Source organism: Uliginosibacterium sp. 31-12, assembly GCF_030548425.1.
In the GTDB taxonomy this organism is placed as follows: domain Bacteria; phylum Pseudomonadota; class Gammaproteobacteria; order Burkholderiales; family Rhodocyclaceae; genus Uliginosibacterium; species Uliginosibacterium aquaticum.
Genome location: NZ_JAUOOA010000004.1, coordinates 214,609 through 237,393, shown reverse-complemented (window position 1 = coordinate 237,393; position 22,785 = coordinate 214,609). Strand labels below are relative to the sequence as shown.

Annotated in this window: 27 protein-coding genes; 8 read left to right on the top strand and 19 right to left on the bottom strand. The window is 64.6% G+C overall.

All coding sequences use genetic code 11. The features are described from left to right. Positions 1–26: 26 nt before the first annotated feature. On the top strand, positions 27–1,130 hold the full coding sequence (locus tag Q3Y64_RS10060; RefSeq protein ID WP_101940542.1) for an NADH:flavin oxidoreductase/NADH oxidase: 1,104 nt from the start codon (positions 27–29) through the stop codon (positions 1,128–1,130). A gap of 96 nt (positions 1,131–1,226) precedes the next feature. Here the strand turns inward: Q3Y64_RS10060 and Q3Y64_RS10055 are convergent, their stop codons facing one another. Further along, entirely contained in the window at positions 1,227–2,135 is a 909-nt protein-coding gene (locus tag Q3Y64_RS10055; protein WP_303561484.1) for a LysR family transcriptional regulator, read from the bottom strand. Positions 2,136–2,156: 21 nt separating this feature from the next. Further along, entirely contained in the window at positions 2,157–2,669 is a 513-nt protein-coding gene (locus Q3Y64_RS10050; RefSeq protein ID WP_158239099.1) for a disulfide bond formation protein B, read from the bottom strand. 190 nt (positions 2,670–2,859) lie between these two features. Between Q3Y64_RS10050 and Q3Y64_RS10045 the strand changes: the two genes are divergently transcribed. Then, complete coding sequence (locus Q3Y64_RS10045) at positions 2,860–3,795, top strand: DMT family transporter (RefSeq protein WP_303561482.1); 936 nt, start codon at positions 2,860–2,862, stop codon at positions 3,793–3,795. Here Q3Y64_RS10045 and Q3Y64_RS10040 read toward each other — a convergent pair. From Q3Y64_RS10040 to crcB, 6 genes are all read right to left on the bottom strand, one after another. Continuing rightward, the gene (locus Q3Y64_RS10040; protein ID WP_303561480.1) at positions 3,780–4,934 is read right to left on the bottom strand and encodes an HPP family protein; all 1,155 of its coding nucleotides are present in this window, start codon (positions 4,932–4,934) and stop codon (positions 3,780–3,782) included. The two genes, Q3Y64_RS10045 and Q3Y64_RS10040, sit on opposite strands and share 16 nt — an antisense overlap. 123 nt (positions 4,935–5,057) lie before the next feature. Continuing rightward, on the bottom strand, positions 5,058–5,399 hold the full coding sequence (locus Q3Y64_RS10035; protein WP_303561479.1) for a hypothetical protein: 342 nt from the start codon (positions 5,397–5,399) through the stop codon (positions 5,058–5,060). Positions 5,400–5,417: 18 nt separating this feature from the next. Continuing rightward, positions 5,418–5,648, bottom strand: a complete 231-nt coding sequence (locus tag Q3Y64_RS10030; protein ID WP_170022101.1) for a thioredoxin family protein — start codon at positions 5,646–5,648, stop codon at positions 5,418–5,420. A gap of 12 nt (positions 5,649–5,660) precedes the next feature. Next, complete coding sequence (locus Q3Y64_RS10025; protein ID WP_303561476.1) at positions 5,661–6,704, bottom strand: permease; 1,044 nt, start codon at positions 6,702–6,704, stop codon at positions 5,661–5,663. Between the two features lie 66 nt (positions 6,705–6,770). After that, positions 6,771–7,088, bottom strand: a complete 318-nt coding sequence (locus tag Q3Y64_RS10020) for a DUF190 domain-containing protein (protein WP_101940535.1) — start codon at positions 7,086–7,088, stop codon at positions 6,771–6,773. Positions 7,089–7,155: 67 nt separating this feature from the next. Then, on the bottom strand, positions 7,156–7,539 hold the full coding sequence (gene crcB, locus Q3Y64_RS10015; RefSeq protein WP_303561473.1) for a fluoride efflux transporter CrcB: 384 nt from the start codon (positions 7,537–7,539) through the stop codon (positions 7,156–7,158). A gap of 89 nt (positions 7,540–7,628) precedes the next feature. Between crcB and Q3Y64_RS10010 the strand changes: the two genes are divergently transcribed. Next, entirely contained in the window at positions 7,629–8,060 is a 432-nt protein-coding gene (locus tag Q3Y64_RS10010) for a copper chaperone PCu(A)C (RefSeq protein WP_101940533.1), read from the top strand. Positions 8,061–8,364: 304 nt separating this feature from the next. After that, complete coding sequence (locus Q3Y64_RS10005; RefSeq protein WP_303561469.1) at positions 8,365–9,918, top strand: amino acid permease; 1,554 nt, start codon at positions 8,365–8,367, stop codon at positions 9,916–9,918. A gap of 143 nt (positions 9,919–10,061) precedes the next feature. Here Q3Y64_RS10005 and Q3Y64_RS10000 read toward each other — a convergent pair whose 3' ends face one another. Further along, the gene (locus tag Q3Y64_RS10000) at positions 10,062–10,979 is read right to left on the bottom strand and encodes a LysR family transcriptional regulator (protein WP_303561467.1); all 918 of its coding nucleotides are present in this window, start codon (positions 10,977–10,979) and stop codon (positions 10,062–10,064) included. A 94-nt stretch (positions 10,980–11,073) separates the two neighbouring features. Between Q3Y64_RS10000 and Q3Y64_RS09995 the strand changes: the two genes are divergently transcribed. Continuing rightward, on the top strand, positions 11,074–12,075 hold the full coding sequence (locus Q3Y64_RS09995; RefSeq protein WP_303561465.1) for a sodium-dependent bicarbonate transport family permease: 1,002 nt from the start codon (positions 11,074–11,076) through the stop codon (positions 12,073–12,075). Positions 12,076–12,086: 11 nt separating this feature from the next. Here Q3Y64_RS09995 and Q3Y64_RS09990 read toward each other — a convergent pair whose 3' ends face one another. Genes Q3Y64_RS09990 through Q3Y64_RS09980 form a run of 3 tightly spaced genes read right to left on the bottom strand, consistent with a single transcriptional unit; the run spans position 12,087 to position 15,265 of the window. Then, positions 12,087–13,142 carry a chemotaxis response regulator protein-glutamate methylesterase gene (locus Q3Y64_RS09990; protein WP_101940527.1) on the bottom strand — a complete coding sequence of 352 codons (1,056 nt, stop codon included), beginning with the start codon at positions 13,140–13,142 and terminating at the stop codon, positions 12,087–12,089. 7 nt (positions 13,143–13,149) lie between these two features. Further along, on the bottom strand, positions 13,150–14,889 hold the full coding sequence (locus Q3Y64_RS09985) for a chemotaxis protein CheA (protein ID WP_303561462.1): 1,740 nt from the start codon (positions 14,887–14,889) through the stop codon (positions 13,150–13,152). A gap of 22 nt (positions 14,890–14,911) precedes the next feature. Further along, positions 14,912–15,265 (bottom strand): STAS domain-containing protein, encoded by a 354-nt coding sequence (locus tag Q3Y64_RS09980; RefSeq protein WP_328824907.1) that lies wholly within the window; start codon positions 15,263–15,265, stop codon positions 14,912–14,914. An 89-nt stretch (positions 15,266–15,354) separates the two neighbouring features. Between Q3Y64_RS09980 and Q3Y64_RS09975 the strand changes: the two genes are divergently transcribed. The 3 genes from Q3Y64_RS09975 (at position 15,355) to Q3Y64_RS09965 (ending at position 18,074) form a co-directional block, all read left to right on the top strand. Next, positions 15,355–16,221, top strand: coding sequence for a fused MFS/spermidine synthase (locus tag Q3Y64_RS09975; protein WP_303561459.1), 867 nt, complete (start codon positions 15,355–15,357; stop codon positions 16,219–16,221). 4 nt (positions 16,222–16,225) lie between these two features. Beyond that, positions 16,226–17,434, top strand: coding sequence for a radical SAM family heme chaperone HemW (hemW, locus tag Q3Y64_RS09970; RefSeq protein WP_303561458.1), 1,209 nt, complete (start codon positions 16,226–16,228; stop codon positions 17,432–17,434). Between the two features lie 148 nt (positions 17,435–17,582). After that, complete coding sequence (locus Q3Y64_RS09965; RefSeq protein WP_303561455.1) at positions 17,583–18,074, top strand: GNAT family N-acetyltransferase; 492 nt, start codon at positions 17,583–17,585, stop codon at positions 18,072–18,074. Between the two features lie 63 nt (positions 18,075–18,137). On the opposite strand, the gene Q3Y64_RS09960 is transcribed toward Q3Y64_RS09965, so the two are convergent. The 7 genes from Q3Y64_RS09960 to Q3Y64_RS09930 all read right to left on the bottom strand — a co-directional run bounded on the left by Q3Y64_RS09960 (position 18,138) and on the right by Q3Y64_RS09930 (position 22,767). Beyond that, entirely contained in the window at positions 18,138–18,950 is an 813-nt protein-coding gene (locus Q3Y64_RS09960) for a polysaccharide lyase family 7 protein (RefSeq protein WP_303561453.1), read from the bottom strand. After that, a complete protein-coding gene (locus Q3Y64_RS09955) occupies positions 18,947–19,345 on the bottom strand; it encodes a hypothetical protein (RefSeq protein ID WP_101940520.1) in 399 nt (132 codons plus the stop codon). Before Q3Y64_RS09955 ends, Q3Y64_RS09960 begins: the two co-directional genes overlap by 4 nt. Positions 19,346–19,375: 30 nt before the next feature. After that, a complete protein-coding gene (locus Q3Y64_RS09950) occupies positions 19,376–19,720 on the bottom strand; it encodes a cupin domain-containing protein (protein WP_303561450.1) in 345 nt (114 codons plus the stop codon). Next, positions 19,717–20,625 (bottom strand): hypothetical protein, encoded by a 909-nt coding sequence (locus Q3Y64_RS09945; RefSeq protein WP_303561448.1) that lies wholly within the window; start codon positions 20,623–20,625, stop codon positions 19,717–19,719. Before Q3Y64_RS09945 ends, Q3Y64_RS09950 begins: the two co-directional genes overlap by 4 nt. A gap of 354 nt (positions 20,626–20,979) precedes the next feature. After that, positions 20,980–21,396 (bottom strand): type II toxin-antitoxin system VapC family toxin, encoded by a 417-nt coding sequence (locus Q3Y64_RS09940; RefSeq protein ID WP_303561446.1) that lies wholly within the window; start codon positions 21,394–21,396, stop codon positions 20,980–20,982. Beyond that, entirely contained in the window at positions 21,396–21,617 is a 222-nt protein-coding gene (locus tag Q3Y64_RS09935) for a hypothetical protein (RefSeq protein WP_303561444.1), read from the bottom strand. The genes Q3Y64_RS09940 and Q3Y64_RS09935 overlap by 1 nt, the downstream gene beginning before the upstream one ends. Before the next feature lie 208 nt (positions 21,618–21,825). Next, positions 21,826–22,767 (bottom strand): tetratricopeptide repeat protein, encoded by a 942-nt coding sequence (locus Q3Y64_RS09930; RefSeq protein WP_303561442.1) that lies wholly within the window; start codon positions 22,765–22,767, stop codon positions 21,826–21,828. Positions 22,768–22,785 lie beyond the last annotated feature (18 nt).

The window sequence follows — 22,785 nt, the reverse complement described above, 5'->3', positions numbered from 1 at the left end:
GTTCACCTTTCCGCTCAGGACACACCATGTCAGCCCTGTTCTCCCCCTTCCAGCTCAAGGACGTCGCCCTACGCAATCGCATCGCCGTACCGCCGATGTGTCAGTACAGCGCCAGCGACGGCCTCGCCAACGACTGGCATCTCGCCCACTACACCGGTCTCGCACGTGGCGGTGCAGGTCTGGTCATCGTCGAAGCCACCGCCGTGTCACCCGAAGGCCGCATCACCCCAGCCTGCCTGGGATTGTGGAACGATGCCCAAGGCACCGAACTGGCACGCATTGCAGCCGCCATCAAGGCCGCCGGCGCAGTGCCCGGCATCCAGATCGGCCACGCCGGCCGCAAGGCCAGTGCCAACCGGCCCTGGGAGGGCGACGACCATATCCCGGCCGGCGACGCCCGCGCCTGGGACACCCTCTCGCCCTCGGCCAGCGCCTTCGGCGCCAACCTGCTACGCGTGCCGAAGGCAATGACGCTGGCCGATATCGCCCGCGTCACCGGCGACTTCGCCACCGCCGCGCGCCGTGCCCGCGAAGCCGGCTTCGAGTGGCTGGAGCTGCACTTCGCCCACGGCTATCTCGCCCAGAGCTTTTTCTCGCCGCATGCCAACCAGCGCACGGATGGCTACGGCGGCGAGCATGCCGGCCGAGCCCGCTTCCTGCTCGAAACCCTGGCCGCGGTGCGCGGCGAATGGCCCGAAAACCTGCCGCTCACAGCCCGCTTCGGGGTGATCGAATACGACGGCCGCGACGAGGAAACCCTGGCGGACTCCATCCAGCTGGTGCGTGAATTCAGGGCGGGCGGGCTGGACCTGCTGAATGTGAGCGTCAACTTCTGCACGCCGGAAGCCCAGGTGCCCTGGGGCCCGGCCTTCCTCGCCCCGATCGCGGCGCGCGTGAAGCGCGAAACCGGCCTGTCGGTGGCCTCGAGCTGGGGCATCGAACGCGCCAGCGATGCCGAACGCGTGGTGGCCGAAGGGCAGATGGATCTGGTGATGATCGGCCGTGCCTTGCTCGCCAACCCACACTACCCCTATGCGCTGGCAAAAAAGCTGGGCGTGGCCAAACCCTCGTGGGTGCTACCGGCGCCCTATGCCCACTGGCTGGAACGCTACCGGCTGGAGGCGGACTGAGCGAGGTGACGCGCCGGCTTTCTCAAGGTCGGCAGCTGCCGGCCAGGCCCGGGACAACGCAAAGCCCATGCGGCTGAAGCCGCACCTACAGCCCCCTCAGCGAGCCTCCGCGCCACAGCGCTCCACCAGCAGCTCGCGCAACCAGCGCTGGCCGGGGTCGCTGTGGCTGCGCGGATGCCAAACCAGCAGCTTGGTGAAGCCCGGGATCGCCAGCGGCGGCTCGCACAGGACGAGCCCCGCCAAGCCCGCCACCAAGCGGCGCGGCAGCACCGCCACGAGATCGCTGGCACGCAGGATCTCGGGCAGAACCAGGAAGCTCTGCACCGACAGGCTGACCCGCCGCGTGCGCCCCAGCTGAGCCAGTGCCACATCGGTCACGCCGCTGAAGCCCCCGCCGGTGTAGGACACCAGGGCGTGCTCCAGCGCACAGAACGCGTCCAGGCTCAGCACCGGCGCTTGCGCCGCCGGGTGATCGGCGCGCATCACGCAGACATAGCTTTCGTCGAACAGACGCCGCGCATGCAACTCAGGCGGGCTGCTCTCAGGCGTGAGCAGGGCCAGATCCAGCTCGCCGCGCTCCAGCTGCGCCGACAGTTCGCCCTCACGCAGCGGCAGCAGGGCCAACCGGATGCCAGGCGCCCGCACCCTCAGGGCAGCGAGAAACGGTACGGCCACCGCGCGTAAGGCATAGTCGGTAGCTGCTACCCGCAGCGTGAAATCTGCCGCCAGCGGATCAAAGCGCACCGGCTGCAGCAAGGCATCGATCTCGCCGAGGATCTGCTTGAGCGGCGCGGCCAGTTCCAGCGCACGCTCGGTCGGGACGATGCCGCGCTGGCTGCGCACGAAGAGCGGGTCAGCAAAGCCATTGCGCAGCCGCGTGAGCATGCCGCTCATGGCCGGCTGGGTGACATTCAAGCGCTCGGCTGCGCGGGTCACGCTGCGCTCGTCGAGCAGGGCATCGAGCGCCTTGAGCAGGTTCAGGTCGGTAGTTTTGAGGTCGCGCATGGCCTCAGGATAGCCTGCCGTTCAGCGCGCCGGCAGGGCCCGGCGCTGGCTCAGCCACCAGATCAGATACAACGCGCCGATGCTGCAGAAGGCCAGCAGGCTCCATTGCGGCAGATACAGGCCCAGCAGCAGGGGCTGGTTTTCGGCACACTCCACGCCACCGAGCAGGCCTGCCTGCAGGAAGGCTTCGTAGTTACCAATCTGCAGGTAATAGAGCAGGCCGGCACCACAGTGGCCGCTGGCCTCGGCCGGATGCAGCAGCAACCAGCTCTGGCGCGCCGCGCTGGCCAGCCCGATCAGCAGGCCCAGTTCGCCGAGGCGCTGGGTCAGGATCGCAGCACGCGGCGCGGCCGCCGCAAGCAGAAAGCCGGTCCCGGCGGTGAGGAAAGCCAGGCGCTGGAACCAGCACATCGCACAGACTTCGAGCGCGAAAAGATGGCCCAGCAGCACTGCTGCGCCAACAGAAACCAGACAGAAAATGCCCAGGGCCAGCAGCACCAGGCGGGGACGCGCATGAATCAGCTCGGACAGCATGGAGGCCACTCCGGAACAAGGTTTGCAGGGTTGCTGCGCTTCGAGCCGGACGCCACGCAATGGTTCCGGCCTTCTGTCAGGCGAATGCAGCAAACTGTGCCGGCGGCGGGACCGGGCCACCGCGGCGCCACTGTCCATAGCCATCAGAGATGCACACGTGCAGACTGCGTTTTTGTGTGTGGAGCACGCCGTGCCTGCCGTTCTGCCGAGTTCCTTCCTGTATGCCATCGCCAGCCTGATCTGGGGTTCGACCTGGATGGCGATCACTTTCCAGCTCGGCACGGTGGATCCGGCCGCTTCGGTGGGCTACCGCTTCCTGCTCGCCGGTGGCCTCTTTCTGCTGTGGAGCCGCTGGCGCGGCGAGGCCTGCCGGCTGCCGCTGCGCACTCTGCGCTGGGTGGCGCTACAGGGGGTGCTGCTCTTCGGCATCAGCTACACGCTCACTTACGAGGCCGAGCGCCACATCGCCTCGGGCCTGATGGCGGTGCTCAATTCGAGCATGCTGCTGTTCAACCTGATCGGCATGCGTCTGGCTTTCGGCCGCCGGCTGGACGGCAAATCCCTGCTCGGCGCGGGCCTTGGCTGCCTCGGCATCGTGCTGGTGTTCTGGCCCGAGCTCAGCACGGTGGATGACGCCTCCGGCTGGCTCGGCGTGGCCTGTGGCCTCAGTGCCGCCGTACTGGCCTCGATCGGCAATCTGGTCGCCCAACGCCAGCATCAGCACGGCGTGCCGCTGCTGGCCGGCACCGGCTGGGCGATGATCCTCGGCGGTGCTACCGCGCTGCTGATCGCGCTGGCCAAGGGCCAGAGCCTGGCATTCGATACGCGCCCCGGCTACATCCTCTCGCTGCTGTATCTGGCGCTGTTCGGCTCGGTGTTCGCCTTCGCCGCCTACTTCACCCTGCTCGGCCGCATCGGAGCCGGGCGCGCCGGTTACGTGGCAGTGGCGGTGCCGATCCTGGCGCTGATCCTGTCGGCCTTCTTCGAGGGCTTCGTGTGGCAGCTGTGGACCGTGTTGGGCATCGCCTGTGCGGTGGCCGGCAACCTGATCATGCTGCTGGAGCCAGGCCAGCTGCGCTGGCTGGAGCGGCTACGCCGCAAACCGGCCACTCAGCCCGCGCCCTGACCGGCCCGGCTCAGCGCCGTCACCAGATCGGACTGGGTGATGATGCCGACCAGGCGCTCACCCGAGCCAATGATGGGAATGTGGTGGTGGCCGGTGCTGCCGAAGAGCGGCAGCAGCTCGGCGAGGTGGCGCTGCTCGCTGGCCACGCGCACCTTGCGCGTCATGATCTGGCCGACGACTTCGGGCTTGCTTGAATTTGGCCCCGGTGTCGGGCGCAGCAACTGACGCAGCTTGCTGTCCATGCCTTCAAAGGCGTCCAGCTCGGCGGCGCGCATGAAGTCCGCCAGGGTCACGATGCCGACCAGACGCTGGAAGTTGTCCACCACCGGCAGGGCCTTGATGCGCTTCTCGCGCAACAAGGCCCAGGCTTCCTGCAAGGAGGTGCCGAACTCGACAGTAATCAGCGTGCGCGACATCACATCGCTGCAGCGCAACTCAGCGAGCTGGCGCTGATAGCTGCGCAGACTGGTCTCGGCGAGCAAGGCCTTGAGGTCGTCGCGGCTGATGTCCAGCACCTGGTTGTAATGCGCCAGCACCGCGTCAAGGTCCGCATCCAGCCCGGCCTCGGCCGGCTTCGGCGCCACAATCTGGGGATGCGGATAGGGCCGGCGCGTGGCGTGGTTGTAGGCAATGCCGGCGGCCACCAGCAGCACGGAATTCAGCAGCACCGGATAGAACGCGAAGAGCGGGCTGCTGATGCCGTTCAGCGCCATCAGCAACGCGCTCGCCCCGCCCGGCGGGTGCAGGCAGCGCAGGGCCAGCATGGCGGCAATCGCGCCGGCCACGGCGAGGCCGGCGGTGAGCTCAGGCATGCCCAGCGCGGCCGTGAAATGGAACATCGCGATGCCGACCAGCGCTGACACCGTATTGCCGGCCACCACCGCCCAGGGCTGAGCCATCGGGCTGGCCGGCGCGGCGAAGACCAGCACCGCGCTGGCCCCCATCGGCGCCACCAGCCACACCGCTGCGCCGAAGCTGCGGCTGGCAAGATGGCTCAGCAGGGCCGTGAGCGCGATGCCAAGCAGGCCGCCGACGACGGTGCGCAGGCGTTCGCGGGCATTGATCGGCGTGCGGGCAGGCAGGAAGGCCCGCCACCAGGCCGGCGCGGTGGCGCCGTCCGGACGATGTGGAGTATTCATAGTCTCTGCTTCAGGGCTGCACCCGTGGTGCGGAATGCGGGCTGCTGATCACGACGGCAGCCTCTCTTTTCAGGACCACAGGATAGCGCAGCGCCACGCCCGGGCGCCGTGGCCGCAGCCTACTCAGGACTTAGGAGCCTGCCCGGCATCCGGCAGCGTAGCCGGTGGCCCGGCTAGGCAACGGCCCTGCTTTTCGAGCCAGTAGATGGTGTTGCCGACGATCACGATGCTGCCGGAGATCACCGCCGAGGCGGCCGACACCCCACCGATCAGGACCAGTGATCCAAGGCAATCCGCACTGGTGCGGCAATTCAGGCCCGCACCACTGCCGCTGCCCTCCAGCACGTCAAAACGCATCTGCTTGAACTGGATCTGGCACTGCGGATCGTAGATCACCTCGGTGCGCGGCACCACGATGCAGGAGGCGAGCAGAAACAGGACGGGCAGAAGCAGGTAAGCGCGCATGTCGGCAGTGTAGCCGCTTCAGCCCAGCCAGCTCTCCACCTCGGCCACTGTCGGCAGTTTGCCGGTGCTCACCAGCCGGCCATCCAGCGCCACGCCGGGCGTGGCCATCACGCCAGCCACGGCCATCGCCGCGTAATCGGTGACCTTTTCGAGCTCAACGGGGATGCCGCGCGCAACGAGCACCTGCTGCACGACTTCGGCAGTTTTCTGGCAACGGGCACAGCCCGGTCCGTAAACGGTAACTTTCATGGTGATGCCTCCTTACAGGACGAGGTTGAAAACATAGCCAACAAGCATGATCCCGCCCGCCACCACCCCGGCAAAAGTAGCGATCAGGCGTGGTTTGAGTGCGCGGCGCAGGATGATCATCTCGGGTGCCGAAAGCGCGATCACGCTCATCATGAAAGCCAGCACAGTGCCCAGCGCAGCACCTTTTCCAAGCAGGGCCTGCACCACCGGAATGATGCCGGCAGCATTGGTGTACATGGGCACGCCGAGCAGCACGGCCACCAGCACGGACCACCAGGCATCACGCCCCATGATCGCGGCCATGAAATCCTCCGGCACATAGCCGTGGATACCGGCACCCAGCGCGATGCCGGCCAGCACGTATGGCCACACCTTGCCGACGATCTCACGCACATGGCGCGCACCGGTCTCGAAGCGGGCCACCCAGCTGATCTGCTCATCCGGCACGTACGCCGCCCCCCGCGCGATCTGCTGCACCCAGTCTTCCAGATGCCGCTCCATGTTCAGCTGGCCAATCACCAACCCGGCCACGACCGCCACCGTCAGCCCGAGGCTCAGATACAGCACTGCGACCTGCCAGCCGAAGAGGCCGAAGAGCAGCACCAGCGCCACTTCATTGACCATCGGCGCCGAGATCAGGAAAGAGAAGGTCACCCCCAGTGGCACGCCAGCCGACAGAAAGCCGATGAACAGCGGCACCGCCGAACAGGAACAGAACGGAGTGACGATGCCCAGCGAAGCGGCGAGGACATTGCCGACGCCCAGACGCTTGCCAGAGAGCAGCGCACGCGTGCGTTCCGGCGCGAAGAAGGTCTGCACCACGCCCATCACGAACACCACGCCGAAGAGCAGCATCAGCACCTTGGGCGTGTCGTAGAAGAAGAAATGCAGGGCTTCGCCGAAGTGGGTCTGACGCGTGAGGCCCAGTGCGCTCACCAGCCCGTTGGCGGCGGCATCAAGCTGGCCGTAGACAAACCACCACAGCGGAATCAGCAGCGCAAGCGCAGCGAGCCAGCGATGGAGTGGATTCAGGGCGGGAAAATGGCGGGCCAGCATGGCTGCATCCTCGTTGAAAAACAGATGTGTTCACCGGGGAGACGCAGCAGGATGAAAAAGGATGCGCTAGCCCGCACCCGTGATGCCGAACTCGATCGGCGTCTTCACATAGAACACCTTGATGCCTTCTTCCGCGAGACGCGCAAAGAAACGTTCGGCATCGGCTGCACTGACCGCCAGGGTAACCTCCTGCGGCTGGTCGGCGAGCTCGACGAAATGTGCCGAATGCAGCTTGCCGTGATGACCGAAGCCTTCGCTGGCGGCAATCAGGGTGGCGCCGCCGAGGCCGAGACGGCGCGCCTCCTGCAGCAGCCATTCGGCCAGCGGCAGACCCGCATGCTTGTGGTCTTGGCGGGTGAAGAAACTCAGTTGAAAGCCTTGCATCACACAGCTCCTGTTGAAAGTGCTGGCGCTGCTTTCAGTAAAGCCTGTGCGCAGACTTCGCGCTGGCTCAGTTGGCGCGAAACAGCGCGAAACTGGCCAGCCCGGCCAGCGTGGCGGCCAGCGAGCCCAGCACATGCACGGCAATGGCCGCGCCCGCCATCAGCATCCGGCCCTGCTGCAGGAGCGTGGTGACTTCAGCGGAGAAGGTCGAGAAGGTGGTCAGCCCGCCAAGAAAACCGGTGATCACAAACAGCCGCCACTCCGGCGCCAGCCCGGCATGCTGGCCGAAGAAGGCCACCGCGAGGCCGATCAGGTAGCCACCGATCAGGTTCGCCAGCAAGGTGCCGGGCGGGATGGCCGGGAACAGCGCGTTCAGCGAAGTGCCCAACAGCCAGCGCAGCACGGCACCGAGTGAAGCGCCGGCACTGATGGCGAGAATGGAGTTGAGCATGCGGGCTCCGGCGAGATCGGGACAGGAATGCCCGCAAGCATAGCGCGAGCACGGTTTATCATGCGACGCAAAGCTTGAAGGGGAAGATCATGCGCAAACTCGGCGCCGCGTTGTTACTGGGGCTGCTCGCCAATCTGGCGCAGGCAGGCGAAATCAAGGTGAGCCAGCCTTGGGCCAAAGGCATTCTCGAATCCTCGCGCACCACCATGGCCTACATGGAGCTGTTCAGCGAAGAAGAAGCCGTGATCGTTGCCGCCAGCTCGCCATTGGCAAATCAGGTGGAAATGCGCGACATGCAAATCACCTTTGATGGTGGGCCGATGCGCTCGGTCAAGGTCGATTCGATCACCCTGCCCGCCCGCAAACGGGTGCAGCTCACACCGGTCAGCGAGCACTTCGTGCTGCAAGGCCTCAAGCAGGCCATCAAGGCCGGCGACAAGCTGCCGCTGATCCTCAGCGTACGCATGAAGAACGGCGAGACGCGCGAGCTGAAGCTTGAAGTCGTCACGCGCGGGATGTAGCCGCAGCAAACCACGCATCACCTGTGCAAGACATCTGACCCTGCTCTGAGCAAGGCATACGTGGTCGCATGGTGCTAGCATCCGCGCTTTTCCTGCCCTGCTGGCTTGTGGTGTCGGCGGCCGGAAAGGGTCTGCTGACCTGTATTCGTCGGTCGCGCTCGCGGTGATTGGGGTGCGGAACAAGGCGCGCGACACAGTGTGGAGTGGGTCTCCACACAAGGAGCGCAACGCAGTGCGACGGGCCATACGCTTCAACGCGATCCGCCGAATACAGGCCAGCAGACCCTAGCACATGGAACATGCCATGAATGCTCCCGCATCCGCCCCGTCCGGGGCCACCGGGCTGCGCCGCAGCCTCAAAACCCGTCACCTCACCATGATCGCCATCGGTGGCTCGATCGGCACCGGCCTCTTCGTGGCCTCCGGCGCCACAGTTGCCCAGGCCGGCCCCGGCGGCGCCCTGCTCGGCTATGCGCTGATCGGCCTGATGGTGTACTTCCTGATGACCAGCCTCGGCGAGATGGCCGCCTACATGCCGGTGGCCGGCTCCTTCGCCACCTATGGCGCACGCTTCGTAGAACCGGGCTTCGGCTTCGCGCTCGGCTGGAACTACTGGTACAACTGGGCCGTGACCATCGCGGTGGAGCTCTCCGCCGCCAGCATCGTGATGAAGTACTGGTTCCCGGAGATTCCGGGCGTGGTGTGGAGCGGCGTTTTCCTTGCCGTGATGTTTGCCCTCAACGCGATCTCAGTGAAGGGCTTCGGCGAAGGCGAATACTGGTTCTCGCTGATCAAGGTCGTCACCGTGCTGTGCTTCATCGGCGTCGGCCTGCTGATGGTCTTCGGCATCCTGCAGGGTGGCCGCGAGCTGCCGCTGGAAAACTTCACCACCGGCGACGCGCCCTTCGCGGGCGGCATCATGGCCCTGATCGGAGTGGCGATGATCGCCGGCTTCTCCTTCCAGGGCACCGAGCTGATCGGCATCGCCGCCGGCGAGTCGGACAACCCCGGCAAGAACATCCCGCGCGCCGTGCGCCAGGTGTTCTGGCGCATCCTGCTCTTCTACGTGCTGGCGATTGCGATCATCGGCCTCTTGATTCCCTACACCGATCCGAACCTGCTCAAGACCGACGTGACCGAAATCGGCGTCAGCCCCTTCACGCTGATCTTCGAGCGCGCCGGCATCGCCTTCGCCGCCAGCGTGATGAACGCGGTAATCCTCACCGCCATCCTCTCGGCCGGCAACTCCGGCATGTACGCCTCCACCCGCATGCTCTATGCGCTGGCCCGCGAGGGCAAGGCACCGGCCATCTTCGCCCGCCTCACCCGCAACGGCGTGCCGCTCAACGCGCTCTACGCCACCACGGCGGTCGGCGCGCTGTGCTTCCTGACCTCGATCTTCGGCGACCAGACGGTCTACCTGTGGCTGCTCAACACCTCGGGCATGACCGGCTTCATCGCCTGGCTCGGCATCGCCGTGTGCCACTACCGCTTCCGCCGCGCCTGGCTCGCACAGGGCCGTGATCTGGCGGAGCTGCCCTACCGCTCGGCCTTCTTCCCCTTCGGCCCGCTGTTCGCCTTCGGCCTGTGCCTGCTCATCGCGCTGGGCCAAAACTGGCAGGCCTTCAGCGCCGACAAGATCGACTGGATCGGGCTGGCCGCCACCTACATCGGCATCCCGCTGTTCCTCGTGATCTGGTTCGGCTATCGCCTGCGCCATGGCAGCCGATTGATTGCGCTCACCGCCATTGATCTCACCAGCGACGCTCAGGCTGCCAGCGCCAAGGATCAGCGCACAGAAGTCGACGATGACGACGACGATTTCATTGGTGAGGCCGTGCCAGTCGCCGCAGGTTGAGCGCCCCTCTCTCACCCCGGATAGCAAGCCCGGATGAAGGCAAAGCCGGAATCCGGGGCTTTTTGAGGGAGGGAAGACCTCCGGATTCCGCTGCGCTGCATCCGGGCTACACAATAGATGTGTGGATTTCCCCCAAGGCCACCTCAGGTCTGCACTGGAAACCGCTCACGCAGCTCTTCCGCACTCGCTTCCAGATGGCGCAGAAACTCCTGCGCGATGGGCGACAGGCGCTTGCCGCGCGGATAGAGGATCCACCAGCTGCAGCGCACCGGAAAACCGCTCACCGGCAGGACGACGAGCTGATCGTTTTCCAGATGGGGCGACAACGCGTGCTGCGACAGCACCGATAAACCCAGCCCGCCGGCCACGGCCTGCTTGATGGCTTCGTTGCTGCCCAGCTCCAGCCTCACCCTGGGGCTGAAGCCGGCACTGCGGAAATGCGTATCGCAGGAGGTGCGCGTGCCGGAGCCGCGTTCGCGCAGGATGAAGCGCTCGTCGGCCAGATCAGTCAGCGCCAGTCTGCGGCGTTTGGCCAACGGGTGAGCTAGCGGAGCAATCACCACCAGCGGATTGGGCAGGAAGGGGTGGCGCTCGATATCGATGTCCTCCGGCGGGATGGACATGATGTAGAGGTCGTTGCGGTTGGCGCGCAAGTTGGCGACCACGCCGTCGCGGTTCTGCACCTCGAACTCGATGTCGATCTCCGGGTAGCGCTGGCAGAAAGTGCCCAGGATGCGCGGCACGAAGTACTTGGCGGTGCTCACCACGGCCACGCGCAAACGGCCCCGGGTGAGGCCCTTCATGGCGTCAACCTGCTGCTCGAAACGCGCCCATTCCTCGACCATGGCGCGCGCGGTTTCGGCCAGCGCTTCGCCGGCGGGTGTGAGGTCCAGACGCTTTCCGACCATCTCGTAGAGCGGCAGGCCGACCGATTCGGTGAGCTCCTTGAGCTGCATCGAAACCGAAGGCTGGGTGACATGGCAGACCCGCGCCGCAGCGGTGATGCTGCGCTGCTCGGCCACGGCGAGAAAGAGCTTCAACTGGCGGAAACTAGCGTTCATCAGTAATCCCTTATCACTGACATCAGGATAATAGATTTTTAATGATCCGTTCCAGCCGCTAGGATCAGCCCGTCTTCATCCGCAGGGCTGCGCCATGCAAAACCTCATCGATCCCGCCATCCTCTTCTTCGCCTTCGGCCTGCTGGCTGGAGCGGCGCGCTCCAACCTTGAAATCCCGCCGCAGATCGCGCGCTTCCTCTCGCTCTACCTGCTCATGGCGCTGGGCCTCAAGGGTGGCTTTGCGCTGGCCGCCTCGGGCCTGACCAGCGAAGTGGCGACTAGCCTGGCTTGCGCGGTGGCCCTGGCCTTCATCGTACCGGCCTGCGGCTATCTGCTGCTGCGCCGCTACCTGCCGGGCTTCGATGCCGCCGCGATTGCGGCGACCTATGGCTCAGTCAGTGCGGTGACCTTCATCACCACCATCCAGTATCTCGAAAGCAATGGCGTGGCCTATGGCGGCCATATGGCGGCGGCGATGGCACTGATGGAATCCCCCGCAATCATCATGGCGGTGCTCTTCGCCAATGCCCTGCGCCAGCGTGCGCAGCCGGTGTTGGCTGTGGGTGGCGGGGCGGCCGCACTAGGCGGCCCGAATGAGTCGTTCTCGCTGCGCAAGGTACTGCACGAATCCTTCACCGACGGCGCACAACTGCTGCTGCTCGGCGCGATGCTGGTCGGCCTCATCACCGGCGAGGCCGGCAAGCATGCCATGCAGCCTTTCTCCGGCGACTTGTTCAAGGGCATGCTGGCTTTCTTCCTGCTGGACATGGGCCTGCTCGCCGCCCGCAACCTGCGCGAGCTGAAGGACGTGCCGCGCTGGCTGATGCTCTACGCACTGGCCGGCCCGCTGTGCCATGCCAGCCTGGCCTTGCTGCTGGCCCACGCGGCAGGCCTCGGCGCCGGCAACACCACCCTGCTGATGGTGCTGGCCGGCAGCGCCTCCTACATCGCGGTGCCGGCGGTGCTGCGCTACGCGATTCCGGAAGCCCGGCCCTCGCTGTATCTGGGCATGTCGCTGGGGATCACCTTCCCCTTCAACATCCTGCTGGGAATTCCGCTCTACGCCGGCGTGGCAGAACGTCTGGCAGGCAGCTGAGGTAATCCTGCTCAGCCCACCCAGGCGCGGACGCGCTCGGCAATCTTGTGCAAAGGCTGCACCTCACGCACACCACCACGCGCAATCGCTACCCGCGGCATGCCAAAAACCACGCAGGTCTCCTCGCTCTCGGCAATGGTATGGGCGCCGCAATCGAACATTTCCTTCATGCCCAGCGCACCGTCGTCCCCCATGCCGGTCATGATCAAACCCAGGGCGCGCGGCCCGGCAACCTTGGCCACCGAGCTGAAGAGGCAATCCACCGAGGGCCGGTGTCGGTTGATGATCGGCCCCTCCACCACTTCCACGATGTAGCCGCTGCCACTCTTTTGCAGACGCATCTGCTTGCCGGCCTCGGCCAGCAGCGCGAGACCCGGCTCGACACGCTGGCCGTGCTGGGCTTCGCACAATTCGATCCGGATGTCCTGATTCAGGCGGTCGGCAAATTTCTTCGAAAAGCCCAGCGGCATGTGCTGCACGATCACCATGCCGGGCAGATCGGTGCCGAGTGCGCCAAGCACTGTTTCCAGCGCCTGAGTGCCTCCCGTAGACGATCCAATTGCGATCACCCGGCCATCAGCACTCAGCGTGCCCGGGCGTGCCGGCTTCACCAGCGGGGGAATCGGGCGCAGGGTGGTGGCGATCTGACGCAGACGGGCAAGGTTCGTATGTGAGGCCGCGCGCACGGCCGCCACGAGGTTGTCGCTCTCGTTCTCGAAGAAGGCACTGACACCGGCCTTGGGCTTGCTGATCAGACTCACCGCGCCCGCCCTCAGCGCCTCCACGCCAATCTGGGCACCATTCCCCACCAGCGAGGAGCAGATCACCACCGGTGTGGGCCGCTCGGCCATGATCTTCTTCAGGAAGCTGATGCCATCCATGCGCGGCATCTGGATATCCAGCACGATCACGTCCGGCCATTCCCTGGCCATCTTTTCCATGGCGTAGAGCGGATCCATGGCGGTATCCATGACCTCGACGCCGGGCTGGCCGCTCAGCGCCTGGCGGGCTGCCTCGCGCACCAGAACGGAGTCGTCGACGATCAGGACGCGGATCGGCTTCGGCATGGCTGCTTCAGACCGCGGCATGAAGTGCTGGCAAGGCGCTCTGCGGGGGCGCGGCCGGCACCCGGATTTCAAAGCAACAACCTTGGCCCGACCTGCTCTGCAGCTTGATTTCACCGCCCAGCGCGTGGATCGCCGCGCGCACGGCATCCAGGCCGACACCGCGCCCGGAGTAGTGGCTGAGGCGTTCGGCGGTGGAAAAACCGGGCGCGAAGAGTTGGGCCAGCAGACTCACCTCATCCGCCAGCTGATCCGCAGTGAGCAGGCCACGCGCTTCGGCAGCGGCCCGCACACGCGCCAGATCCACCCCGGCACCGTCGTCGCTAACCCGCAGCAAGACCCAGTCGGCCTGCGGCTTAATACTCACACTGAGGCTGCCGTGGGCGGGCTTGCCGGCAGCCTGGCGGACGTCTGGCGCTTCGATGCCATGATCGATGGCATTGCGCAGCAGATGCATCAGGACGTCACCGAGGGCATCGGCCACCGCCCGGTCCATCTCGACTTCACCGCCGGAAACGAGCAAATCGGCGCGCTTGCCCAGCTCCAGGCTGGCATCGCGCACGAGGCGGTGAAAACGCCGGAACTGTTCGCCAAAGCGCGCCATGCGCAGGCCTTCGGCGAGCCGCCGGGCCTTCTCCAGCGCATGCTGCAAGGCCACCATTTCGACGGCCGAGACGCGCGTGCCACGCTGGGCAAGCTGAGCCAGCGAGCCCTGCATGCCCGCCAGCGAATTGACGAGCTGATCGAGACGTTCAGCGGAGACGCGCAACTGGGCCGCCTCCCGTTGCAAGGCAGTCTTGATCTCGTCCTGCCGGCGCAAGGCAGCATCCACCACCTGCGGCGGCACAAAGCCTTCGTCGACCAGGATGCGGCCAATCGGCCCGGAGCCCTCACCTCCGCGCTGAGCACGCAGGCCGCTGGCCAGCTCATCCGGCGTCAGCGCGCCAACCCGCACCAGCATCTCACCGGTCTGCAATTCGTCTTCAGGCAATGAATCGAGGCGATCCACCCAGTCATCGAGCTGACTCGCTGGCGGCTCGATCTGCAGCGTGCAGGCATCGCGCATGAAGGAGAACACGTCTTCGATGGCCTGCTTGTCAGCGCCTGTGTCGAGCAGCACTTCGAAACGCAGGTAACAGGCTTCGGGATCGAAGCCCTCGCTGGGCGGAATTTCGTCATCCACCACGCGCAGGCTGTGCAGGCGACCCAGAGTTTCGAGATGGCGCAAGAAGTTCAGCGGATCCAGCCCCTGACGCAGGGATTCAAAGCCCGGCTGCAGGCTGATGCGCCAGCAATCTTCCTCGCCGCGCCGAGGCGTGGCAGCCGCATGCGGCGCCACCTCCTCCAGCTCGTCACCCAGCCAGGGCACCAGCAGGCCAATCAGGCGGGCCCGGTCTTCCTCCGCGAAGGCCGGGCTGGCATCTGCGCCAAAGCTGGCATTGGTAACCAGATACCGCAGGTGATCCGAGCAAGCCAGCAGCAGCGTGATCAGCTCGCAGCCGGCCAGCAGCTCACCGCTGCGCAGGCGTTCCAGCACGCTCTCGGTCACGTGCGCAAACCACTCGACCTCGCCGAGCTGCACCACAGCGGCATTGCCCTTGATGGTGTGGGCGGCACGGAACAACGCATCGAGTGCGGCATGGTCGGCCGGGTCACGTTCCAGCGCCAGCAACTGGCCTTCCAGCACGTCCAGCTGCTGGGTGCTGTCGGCCACGAAGAGGGCGAGAGTTTCGTCGATGCTGCCATCCATGCTGGCGGCCCTGGTTCCGGCTTCAGGCGGGTTCGCTCACGATGTAACTGGCGAGCACCCGATCCAGGCGGTAGAAGCTCAGCAATTCGCTGACGGCCGGACTAGGGTTCTCCAGCGCCAGCGGGGTACAGGCCCGCGCGGCTTCGCGGCGAATCGCCAGCAGCAACTGCATGCCGGCCGTGTCGATATGGCATACGCCAGACAGGTCCAGCGCCAGCGCATCACCGCTGCGAGCCAGATCGATCAGGTGCGGCGTGATCGCACGTACCTGGTGGAGGGTCAATTCTTCGGGTACGGCAACAGAGCTCATGGCATCGTTCTCCCTGGATGACGGTCCGTCTTTTGCACAGACGTGGCCAGTCTCATTACGGAACAGCCGCCGAAAACTTTCGCCCGGCTTGCCCTTTCGTGGCGCTACCCTTGTGGACGCTCACCGGCCCGCGAAGCGCCACGCATATTCAAGCCATGAACCCCGACAGCTGCGACCGCTTCCGCGAAACCCTCGGCCCTGCGCTCGATTTCGACTGCGCGGGCCACCTGCTGGCCGGCGGGCGCAGCGACTACCAGAGCTGGGAGGTTTGGCAGACCGCCGCTTTCGGCCGGCTCTACCGGCTCGACAGCCGCAGCATGGCCTCTGAAGCCGACAGTTTCCTGTGCCACGAGCCGCTGGTGCACATCGCCGGTCTGGCTCATCCAGAACCGCGCCGCGCGCTGGTACTGGGCGGCGGCGACGGGGCCACGGCGGCCGAGCTGCTCAAGTATCCGACACTGGAAGAGGTGGTACTGGCCGAGCTGGATCCAGCCGTGCTGCGCCTGGCGCGCGACTTCCTGCCGATGCTGCATGACGGTGCGCTGGACGACCCCCGCCTGCAGATCGTGCTCGGCGACGCGGCCGCTTATGTACAGCGCTGGCAGCCCGCTGACGGCCACTTCGACCTGATCGTGTTCGACCTCACCGATCCGGACACCACCGCCGCGCCCTTGTTTACCGCCGATTTCTTCCGCGCCTGCCGCCGCCTGCTCAGCCCGCAGGGTGCGCTGAGCCTGCATCTGGGCTCACCACTATGGCAGCGCGAGCAGATCGACAGCCTGCTTGAGCGGCTCCGCGAAGTCTTCCCACTCGTGACGCCCTTGTTCCCGGCGATTCCGCTCTATGGCGGCCTGTGGAGCATGGCCGTGGCCTCCGATACGCTGGACCCGACCACCCAGCCCGCCACCACGCTCGCCGCCCGCATCGAAGCACTGCTTGGCAACCTGCGTCTGGTCGACGTGAGCCAGTATCATGCGTTGCTCGCCTGCCCGCCCTGGCTTGAGTCGCTTGAAGGTATTTAGCCCCATGTCCCGCACCATCCCGATCATTCCCCGCGCCGCTGCCGCACTGAAAAGCCACGCCCCGCAGCTTTCCGCGCCGCCGCCGCTGTCGCTCTACATCCACTACCCGTGGTGCGTGAGGAAGTGCCCGTATTGCGACTTCAACTCGCACAACGTGAAAGACACGGGCATTCCGGAACAGGCCTATGTCGACGCCCTGCTGCGCGACCTCGAAACCAGCCTGCCGCGCGTATGGGGTCGCCGCGTGCACAGCATCTTCATCGGCGGTGGCACACCCAGCCTGCTCTCGCCGGAAGGCCTCGATCGCCTGCTCACCACCACCCGCACCCTGCTGCCGCTGGAGCCCGACTGCGAGATCACACTGGAGGCCAATCCCGGCACCGTCGAGTCGGCGCGTTTTGCGGCCTTCAGAGCGGCCGGCGTAACGCGGGTGAGCGTGGGCATCCAGAGCTTCAATGAAACGCACCTGAAGGCGCTGGGACGCATCCACGACCGTACCCAGGCCATTCAGGCCCTCGAAGCGGCCGCGACCCACTTCGACACCTGGAACGCGGACCTGATGTACGCCCTGCCACAGCAGACGCTCGCCGAAGCCGAGGCCGACCTGGCTCAGGCGCTGCAATTCGCCCCGCCTCACCTCTCCTGCTACCACCTCACGCTGGAACCCAACACCCTCTTCCACCGCGACCCGCCCAGCCTGCCGGACGACGAGACCTCGGCGGACATGCAGGAAATGATCGAGGCGAAACTGGCGGAGGCCGGCTACAACCACTACGAAACCTCGGCCTTCGCCCAGGCGGGCCATAAATGCCGCCACAACCTGAATTACTGGCGCTTCGGCGACTACCTCGGCATCGGCGCCGGCGCGCACGGCAAGCTCTCAGACCATCTGGGCGTGCATCGGCAGATGCGTCACAAGCATCCGAATACCTACCTCGAACGCAGCGCGCAGGATGATTTCATTCAGGAACAGCACACCGTGGAAGCCCACGAGCTGCCCTTCGAATTCATGATGAATGCCCTGCGCCTCACCGAAGGCGTGCCGCGCAGCCTGTTTCAAGAACGCACCGGCCTGCCGCTGGACGCCATCGAGGACAAGCTCATCGGTGCCCGCCAGCGCGGCCTGCTGGAGATCACCGACAGCCTGATCCGCCCCACCGAACGCGGCCAGCGCTTCCTCAATGATTTGCTTGAGCACTTTCTGGCGCATTGACCTTGTAGGGACAGCCTGTGCCCGCGAGAATGCTGGTTCGCGGCCGCAGGCCGCTCATTGAATTATCAAGCCACGTTCTCGTAGGGCCGACTTCAGTCGGCCGTTACGCTCCGCGTGCAACCGAAGTCGCGCCTACAAGATCAACACCATGACCGATACCGACGAACCCTTGCAAGAAGTCAGCACCCGCGATTACCAGCCCGCCGACGCACCCGCGCTGGCTGCGGTCTATCGCACCGCCATTCTTGAAACCGGCCGCAGCGCCTACAGCGCCGAGCAATGCGCCGCCTGGGCCGCCACAGCCGACGACGCCAGCGCTTGGGCCGCCCGCCTGCAGGACAACTGGGTGCGCGTGGCGGTGGATGAAGAAGGCGAGATCGTCGGCTTCGGCGGCATCCTGATGCCGGGCCAGATCGATCTGCTCTTTACAGTTCCGGACGCTAATCGTCAGGGCATCGGCAGCCTGATCCTCGAAGATCTGCTGGAGCTGGCTACCGCCATGGGCGCGAAGAAGGTTACGGCGATTGCCAGCGAACTCTCGAAACCCTTCTTCGAGAAGCACGGCTTCAAGCTGGTGGAGAGCGGCGAACACGAGCGCTGCGGCCAGAGTCTCACCTGCCACAAACTGGTGAAGGGCTAAACGCTCGGGAATCAGCAGGTCGTAGGTGCGACTTCAGTCGCACATGGCGGGTTGAAACCCGCCCTACATTTCAATCCGCTGGATCAGCACTTCCGCATATGCCTCAGGTGCATCGTAACGCCGCGCATCCCAGCCCTTTTTCTCGCACACCGCGTTGGGTTTGCCGTAAGCGTCCAGCTTGCTGCAGGCCTGGATATACACCCCGACCTTGAAGAAGCAGGCGCCCACAATACTGGTCGGATCAAGCCGTGCGGCGACCTGTTTTTCAAGGCCACTGACGAGGTTGCGGTAAGTCACCTGCACTGCACCCTTGTTCACTGCCAGCTTCACCCGCATCGGCTGGCCGAGGGTATAGGCCGCATCCAGCACTTCGCTCTGCGCAGCATCGTTCCACAAGAGTTCGATGCGGCCGGTATCGGTGCTGCCGTTAGCACCGGCCGGGCCCACGTACTTGAACATCAGGTTGTCGTTTTTGGCATCGTGGATCTGGCCGATGGTGGCCTCGGGCTTGGCCGTGGTGGTGTGCAGCACGACTTGCTCCAGCTTCAGGTTGCGCGTATCGCCCAGGCAATCCCAGGCGGCTGGCCGTCCTGATTCATCCAGCTCACGCAACTCGGCGCGTGCGTAGGCGGTACTGCCACTGGTGCGCGCGCCACCGGCATTGGCCCGGAACAGGATGCCTTCGGTAGTCGGCGTGAACCAGGGCGGATTACGGTAGCCAGCCAGACGGGAAATTTCATCGGCTTTGCCGTCACCGTCGGCATCCAGCGGCAGGGTGAGCTTCCAGTGCCTCAGCTCGCTGGTTGTCAGCAGAGCTTGCTGTGCTGCAGCCGGACCGCAGATAGCGATCAGCATGCAGCACAGGGTGCGTTTCACTTGCGACGGGTCCAGAAATCCGTGCGCGGCCCCTTGGGGGTCGAGTATTCGTCGCGCAGCAGATCAGCATTCTCAACGCTCAGGCGGCTACGCGTGCTCCACTTGGTCGAAGGCAGGTAGAAGCCGATCTCCAGCACCTTTCCATCCCATTGCAGTTCCGGGATCTCGAAGTACTCATCGGCCTGCACGTCGCGGGCATACACGCACACTTCACGCCCCTTGGCACGGATCGAATAACGCACATTGAGCGGAGCAACTTCCCAGTTGCCGGCCAGACGGTTGTCGAATTTCTTGCCCGGCACGAAACAGGTGGGTTCGGGCAAAGGCGCAGCCTGTGCCGCAGCAAGGCAGGTCAAGGCAAGAAGAGCGAACAGGCGGTGGCGGATCATGGTCATCGAAGAAGGATTTTCAGGGCAGCCGCGATATTACCGCGCCGCGGCGACCTCAGCCGTACAGAACACCGCCAGCCACACACTGCGGGGTGCCGTAAAGACCACGCGATGACGACAAGCGGCAGGAATCAGCAGGGTGTCGCCCATCACCAGCGCCACCTGCTGGCCATCTTCATACTCCAGCACAGCCTGGCCGGCCAACAGCAGCAGCCATTCGTCCTCGGCCTGCTCGTACCAGAAGCCGGGCGGACTGACCTGACCATCCGACACGATGCGCTCAATGCGCAGGCCGGGGCGGGTCAGCAGGGTTTGAAAATCCTCGCTCGCAGCAGACTCAGGCAGGGGATACAGAAGATTCAGGATGGACGTTGGTTTCATAGCAGCTTCGTTGAAGAGTGAGGCGGCATGCGAACATCAGGCGGGGTCAATCGGAACCTCCGATGGACTGGCAAACCATTTTCGAGATTTCGCGCAAAGCACATTGTCGCGTGCGCGATGTTGCAGGCCACTTCGTACACGGAATCAAGCTTGCGTACCCAGTCACCCACATCACAGTGGTGCTCCTTGCCGTCGTCAAAGCCCTCCTCGCGATGCGCGGTAAAACGCAGGGCCTCCGGTGCCACCGTGTCCGGCTCGCCACCCCTCAGGACGCCGTCGGGCAAGCGGGTACTGAAAATCGACCGACCGCCAGGCAGATCATGCACACTCAACTCACCACTCGGCAGCTGGCCTAGACAGGAGTCGCGCGCCGACACGGCCAGTAGTAGCCCCGGATTGCGGAAAACATAAACCGGCCCCCGCAGGTCGGCCAGCACACGCAAGCTCGGCTTCTCCGGCAACACGCTGCGGTGGATATCCACCCCGCCATCGATGCCGACGCGCTCGGTATGCGCCTCTTCCACGCGCTTGATCTGCAGTTCGTAAGACGGCCCGTTGTCGCGCAAGCTCAGCTGCTTATGCTGCGCGGACAGATCGACGCAGTCGCAGCCTTTGATGGGAATCAGCGGATGCAAAACATCTTGCCGCGCCTGAAAGACGGCGATGTACTCGCTCAGTTGCGCCTCCTCGACCGGCTGCGGAAGTTTCGCCAGCGCCGCGATGAAGCCATCCATGTCATCGAGCGCCGCGGCCGACAGCTCAGGCTGCGCGGCCACAACCGGCACCGTCTCGGGCGACTGGCGCAGCAGCACCCAGACGCCAACCAATGCCCACAGGGTGAGCACAGCGCCGATCAGCAACCAGCGGGCCCGCGTGCTCACCAGCGCATCCCCGTGATCGAGCACATGCCAACGGCGTATAGCATCAGGGCCACGTAGGCCAGGGCGAACAGCAGGCCCACACGCTGGCGCTCGCGTGCCGCGCAGAACTCCTAAACATGAATATCCACGACTTCACTCAGTGCTCAGCCCAACCAAAAACAAGTGCAGCCGGCTCATCGTCGAGCAGCTGCCCGAGCCCGTCAAAAGCCGGAAAGCTGGCAAAGCACTGGAAGCGCTCCAAGGCCACCGTCTCCGTCCAGCCGTCATTCTATGCGGGGCATTGAAAACCGAAACGTAGAGCGGGAGAAAGTGCGCGATGTTGTCTGGGTTGAGGCAGATGAATTCGTGCTTCATAGCAGCATTCCTTCGCGCGCGCGCTCACGCCCAGTCCATCAAATGACTAGCATGACGCCAAGCCCGCGCCGCCTCCAGATAGCGCGCATCAGCCGTCACAAACGTCGCGCCCGATTCAATCGCCAGCGCATGATAGGCCGCGTCATAAAAGGTGACCCCACATTCACGCATCAAGCGTAGCGCGGTCACCTCGGCCTCAACGCCCAGCATCCGCTCCTCAATGGCAAAGGCCCGCAGCCCTGCCAATGCACGCGGCGCCTGCTCCGGAAAACGCCGTCCCAGCGTGTTACCGACCTCGAAGTACCACAGCGGCGGCAGCAGTGCCTGCACCCGCCCGGCGATAATGTCCGCCTGCAGGGCCAACGCCTGATCCAGATGCGATTCGCCCTCGTGGAGCACCCATTTCAGCAGCACCGACGCATCCGGCACCACGCGGCGCATCAGTGGCTACTCCGCTCTTCGCGCAGCAGATCCTCGGCATACGTGGCGCGCGGCATTTCAATGCGCAACGCCGCCATCTGCTGGGCTGCCGCTTCACGCTGCTGGCGCAGCAGATACTCAGCCAGAGCCCGATTCAGCACCCCGCTACGCTCTCCCGGCGGAATCGCCTGAAAGCCTGCCCAGAGGCTGTCGTCGATCATGATATTGACGCGGTGAGTCATGAGTGAACTCCTGTTATTACACACTCAATATACACACCAAAAGATAGAGTGCGCAAGACGCACCAAGCAGCAGGCCATCCATAGCCGGTCCCGGTTTGATCCCAAGAATCCGCGTGCGCAGCCCTCAGCACAAGTCAAACCCTGGCAGATTGTTCTGCTGCCATAACTGGGGGAAGGGATCGCCACCCACTCAGAGCCTGAAAAACTATTACTCCAGCACCAGGGTCTTGAGGTAGGCGTCCAGCACCTCGATCGGCTTGCCTTGCTGCATCTTGCGGGCCAGTCCTTGAGCTGTTGCTACTTGGTCAGGACTCATCTCCTTGATCATTGCGCCAAGACCAGCATCCGCCATGCTCGCAACGGACGAATCGCCAGCATTGGCATGTGCGAGGCTCATGACTGCATAAGCTACAACCTTATTGCTTGGAGCCCCCTTGCCATTCCAGTACATACCAGAGAGGAGTCCCTGCGCTACAACATCCCCATTTCCGGCGGCTAAAGATACCAAGCGCAGAGCCTCCTGGTAGTCCTGCACGACGCCTTGGCCATTGGCATGCATCAGGCCAAGAATTCTTTGCGCAGAGGTATTTCCCTGCTCCGCAGCAAGCTGAAACCATCGCAAGGCTTCCACATAGTTCTTACCATCGCGAAGAATCTGACCGAGTTTGTACTGCGCCACTGGATGCCCCTGTTCGGCAGCCAAGCGATACCAGTGATACTCGTCTTTGCTGTCAGGCTCCAAACAAAGACTCATTTCGCATATGGCACCGAGGTTGATCTGTGCCAAAACGTTCCCCTGCTTGGCAGCAAGAAGGTACCAGCGCATTGCCTCCAAGGAGCTCTGCTTCACCCCCCAACCTTCGGCGTACATGAGTCCGAGATTGTTTTGCGCAGAAGCATTTCCTTGGTCGGCAGCAAGACGGAGCCAGCGCACCGCCTCCTCGTAGTCCTGCGCCACACCTTGAGCATTCTTGTACATAAAGCCAAGGGTCAACTGCGCTCGGGCATCGCCGCTCTGCGCCAGTGGCCGAACTTCACGCAAGGCCGTCTCGAAATTCCCCTTCTGGTAAGCCGCCACGACATCATCCCAACCCGCCCAAGCATTCCCCGCCAGCACCACCAGTAGTGCAACAACAACCCAGCTCTTCATGCCCCGTCTCCCTTGACG